Genomic DNA, 3,591 nt, shown 5'->3' with positions numbered 1-3,591 from the left:
GGTGATAGACTGATATTTCAGTAAGCCAGACAGGAACTAGAAAAATAGATTTATCCGAAAAGTCATAATCAAGCTAGAGCTTTAAAGCCTGATTCGAGCCAATTATTTTTATTAATAAATATTTTACACAATTCATACCGGGTAAGCAAGAGAGCTACGCCACTACTACCGAATCATTACCAAATCGGAAGTTGTCCCGTGCCATATCAGACTTAGGATGGCGTTCTTTTCGAGATATGCTATCAGCAAAGTCTGATAAATATGGGCGTGATTTTCGGATAATTTCCCGATGGGAGCCAACGTCTCAGCGATGTTCCTGTTGTGGGAATATCGGCGGTAAGAAAGCGTTAAATATCCGTGAGTGGGAATGTCTTTTCTGTGGGACTTTCCATGATCGAGACATCAATGCTGCGGTAAATATCAAGGTCGCCGGTGGGCAATCGGAGACTTTAAACGGACGGGTCGGAAAGCGTAAGACTTCTGTTAAAGAAGCAGCGTCCTGTGGAGCGTTAACCCCATTGACGCGACCATTCTAAAAAGGTGGCGTGGTGAGGAATCACCGTCCGTTTAAGGTGGTGAGGATGTCAACGGTTAGAAAGAGCGCATTTTCCCCGCGACCAACCCCATTCTTCCACTCCTACGGAAATTTGCGAACCAGGACGGACATCTCCTTTCGATAAATCTATCAGAGTCACACTGACTGCGGCGAATAGACTGCCACGATAAATCGGTTGTCCTTTGTTGTTAGTATTTTTAAAACTAAGGCTAGAAACTTGGGGGGGTTGACCGGAACGCGTCCAGCGAATGCGTTCAAAACGTCCATTGAGAAATTCTGCCGAATAGGACCAACCGTTATTCATGCGGCCTTGACAAAAAAGCTGTTGTGTGGCTACAGTAGCAGGAATATTGACAGATAAACTCAGAAGGCTGAATGTACCGAGAGCGATCGGCAAAAATTTCATAAAAGTTGGCACTATAGGGTCAAATAATCCCATTATAAGTTTTTAGATCGCAAATTTAACTATCGCGGCCGCGGTAAGTTCTGGTTTTTCGAGGTGGGGAACATGACCACAGCGAGGAATCCAGACCAGTTGATTATTAGGTAAAGCCTGCTGAAATTTCTTCGCGTCTTTTGTGCCTAAGATTTGATCGTTTTCTCCCCAAATAATCAGAGTTTCTCGGTTTATTTGGCTTAATTTCGGTAAAAATGCCCCATAACCACCACTTTTGGTAAAGGAGATTAAAGCCTCACTCCAGTGGGGACAATTTAAGTGCAGATTAGCACAGGTGCAAGCATCAACAGTGGCCAAAGTTTGATCGAAATAGGCAGTACGACTGATATTTTGACGCACGCGGGGATTGGCTAAAAAATTAGTTGCCCACTTATCGAGGGGAGAAAACATCAATTTACCCAAGACTGGGGGATTAGCTAGTCCTGCGCTGTCAATCAGGACTAATTTCGCCACTATTTCCGGGTAGGAGAGGGCAAAATCGAGGGCCACTGCACCCCCCATGGAAGCACCGACTAAAATCAGCGGTTTGGCGATCGCAGTTTGCCAGAAATGGTAAAGATGGCTTTTAATAGTTTTCGGAGATACTTCTAAATCTGGCTCTCGCTCAGTAAAACCGAAGCCGAGTAGATCTATCGCCCAAGTTTCCCTATTTTGGGCGAGTAAGGGTAGTAAACGCCGAAATTCCAGCAGGGAACTATCAAAACCGTGCAGGAGGAGAAAAGGCGGTTGACCTTGCCCTTGTTGACTATAGGTAGTTAGAATCGATCGAGGATAGATGGGGCTATCGATGGCAATTTGTTGGATATTTTCGAGGAGAGCAAGGGAGGTATCTTCGCTCAATCCCTCGCTAACAGTGGGTAAAAAGTTAGGATAATTCACGGATGAGGGCGAAAGTTTTCTAGATTTTCCGAGCATCGGTGCTGATTTTAAGCTGTTGACTATCTAAATTACTCCTTAGGACTGTCTATGAGCAGGAGAGCGAGGAGAGAGAGTTCGAGCATTTGTACTAAAATACTCAATAGGCAGTTTAAATGCAGTACAGCTTAACTGATAGCTAAAGGTTATGTTAATAGCTAATTTCGAGGGTGACAGCAGCCCGCAGGGTTTGTTCCCCTCCGATAACCGGGCTACTGGCAGCATCGGCACTCCGAAAAACCGCTTCTGAGCGGGCTATTGGCACGGGATTACTGGTATTACCCACTTGGATAGAAACCGTTTCTTTCGGCAATAAACCGAGGGCCTGTAACACGATTGTGGCCTGTTCTCTAGCTTGTTCCGTGGCTTTGATGAGAGCGGTTCTTTGGGCAGCTGCGATCGCTGATTCCCCAGCAGTAAAACTGACCCCATCGATGCGTGTTGCCCCGACTTTCACCGCTTCATCGATTAAACTCCCCGCTTGGGCTATATCAATCTGAAAACTAATCAAATTAGCCCCGATATAACCGATTAAACGTCTTTGGTTGTTGCTGAAGTCGTAATTGGGCTGTAAACTAATGCCGGTGGTTTCCAATTTTTCCACTTGACGGGAACGGAGAAATTTAACCACCGCATCGCTACGATTGGCGGTTTCCTGCTGCACCTTACCCGCTTCTTTGCCTTGAACTTCTACCCCTAAGCGCACTATTGCTTTAGAAGTGGCGATATTTTCTATTCCTTCTCCCGTCACGGTAATTGTTCTCAATTCTCTTGGGTTTGCGTAACTAGGCATAACTAATCCAGTGTTGATGAGGATAAGGGACAGCAAAAAGGCCCAGCAAAATTTTTTGTAATTCATCAAAAATCTCTAGCGATCGATACTATATTTCGATTCTAGCCTTTTTTTTGGGCAATTGAGTGGAAGATTATCCCTTTTCCGTCACTTTCGGAATATTGGTGACTAAGCTCTGGGAACTTGAGAAGAGGCCTTTAAGCAATGAGTGTAAAGAACCACAGAGACACAAAGGACACAAAGACCGATCGCTATTATATAAGTAGGTAGGCGTTAAAAGTTATCAGACACCCCCCTTATCAAGGGGGGCAGGGGGGATCGAACCTAAAATCCATTTTTAACTTAATTATAACCAGCTACTTAAGTTAAACTTGTTACACAAAGAATAAGAGAGCCGATAAATTCTCAAAACTTGCTATGATCTAACAAGATTGTTAATGCACTTTCTCGGCTTAATTATCCCCTGCAATGACTCGCCAAATTCACGACCAATTTGCCAAGGAATATTTAGAGGAACTCTTAGGGTCTCTAGGAACGATTAAAAAGAGCAAGAAAGTAAAAAGTGAAGTCCAAGAAATCGATGTCTGGTTTGAACCAGCCAGTTCAGCATCAAGGACGGAATTACCCTTGGGTTTACTCGCTAAAATGGCGGCGACTTGCTGCTTATTTGAACCCTTCCGTAACCCCCCCTCGGAGGTAGAGATTCGCAGTTGCATCTCAAAGTTATACGCGGTTCATGGCGAAGTCTTAAGGAAGGCGAAAAGGACAAGCAAAACTCTAACAGAAGCTGAACTACCAGTTCTCTGGATTTTAACGCCTACTTTTTCAGCGAGAATGATTGAAGAAGTCGTGGGAATCCCCCCTTCATTC

Annotated in this window: 3 protein-coding genes and 2 pseudogenes; 2 read left to right on the top strand and 3 right to left on the bottom strand. The window is 44.5% G+C overall.

Features of this window, described 5'->3' with window-relative positions:
* Positions 1-179 precede the first annotated feature (179 nt).
* A pseudogene (locus IM515_RS16470) lies at positions 180-536 on the top strand (RNA-guided endonuclease InsQ/TnpB family protein); the annotation flags it as partial.
* A 48-nt stretch (positions 537-584) separates the two neighbouring features.
* On the opposite strand, the gene IM515_RS16465 reads toward IM515_RS16470, so the two are convergent.
* The 3 genes from IM515_RS16465 to IM515_RS16455 all read right to left on the bottom strand — a co-directional run bounded on the left by IM515_RS16465 (position 585) and on the right by IM515_RS16455 (position 2,787).
* Complete coding sequence (locus IM515_RS16465) at positions 585-962, bottom strand: hypothetical protein (RefSeq protein WP_002769310.1); 378 nt, start codon at positions 960-962, stop codon at positions 585-587.
* 42 nt (positions 963-1,004) lie between these two features.
* Complete coding sequence (locus IM515_RS16460; protein WP_287628780.1) at positions 1,005-1,928, bottom strand: alpha/beta fold hydrolase; 924 nt, start codon at positions 1,926-1,928, stop codon at positions 1,005-1,007.
* 151 nt (positions 1,929-2,079) lie between these two features.
* On the bottom strand, positions 2,080-2,787 hold the full coding sequence (locus tag IM515_RS16455) for an SIMPL domain-containing protein (protein WP_287628778.1): 708 nt from the start codon (positions 2,785-2,787) through the stop codon (positions 2,080-2,082).
* A gap of 402 nt (positions 2,788-3,189) precedes the next feature.
* Here IM515_RS16455 and IM515_RS16450 point away from each other — a divergent pair.
* Positions 3,190-3,591 (top strand): annotated as a pseudogene (locus tag IM515_RS16450) (hypothetical protein); the annotation flags it as partial.

Source organism: Microcystis sp. M44BS1 (genome assembly GCF_020244875.1).
Taxonomy (GTDB): domain Bacteria; phylum Cyanobacteriota; class Cyanobacteriia; order Cyanobacteriales; family Microcystaceae; genus Microcystis; species Microcystis panniformis.
This window is presented reverse-complemented; position numbering and strand designations above follow the sequence as displayed.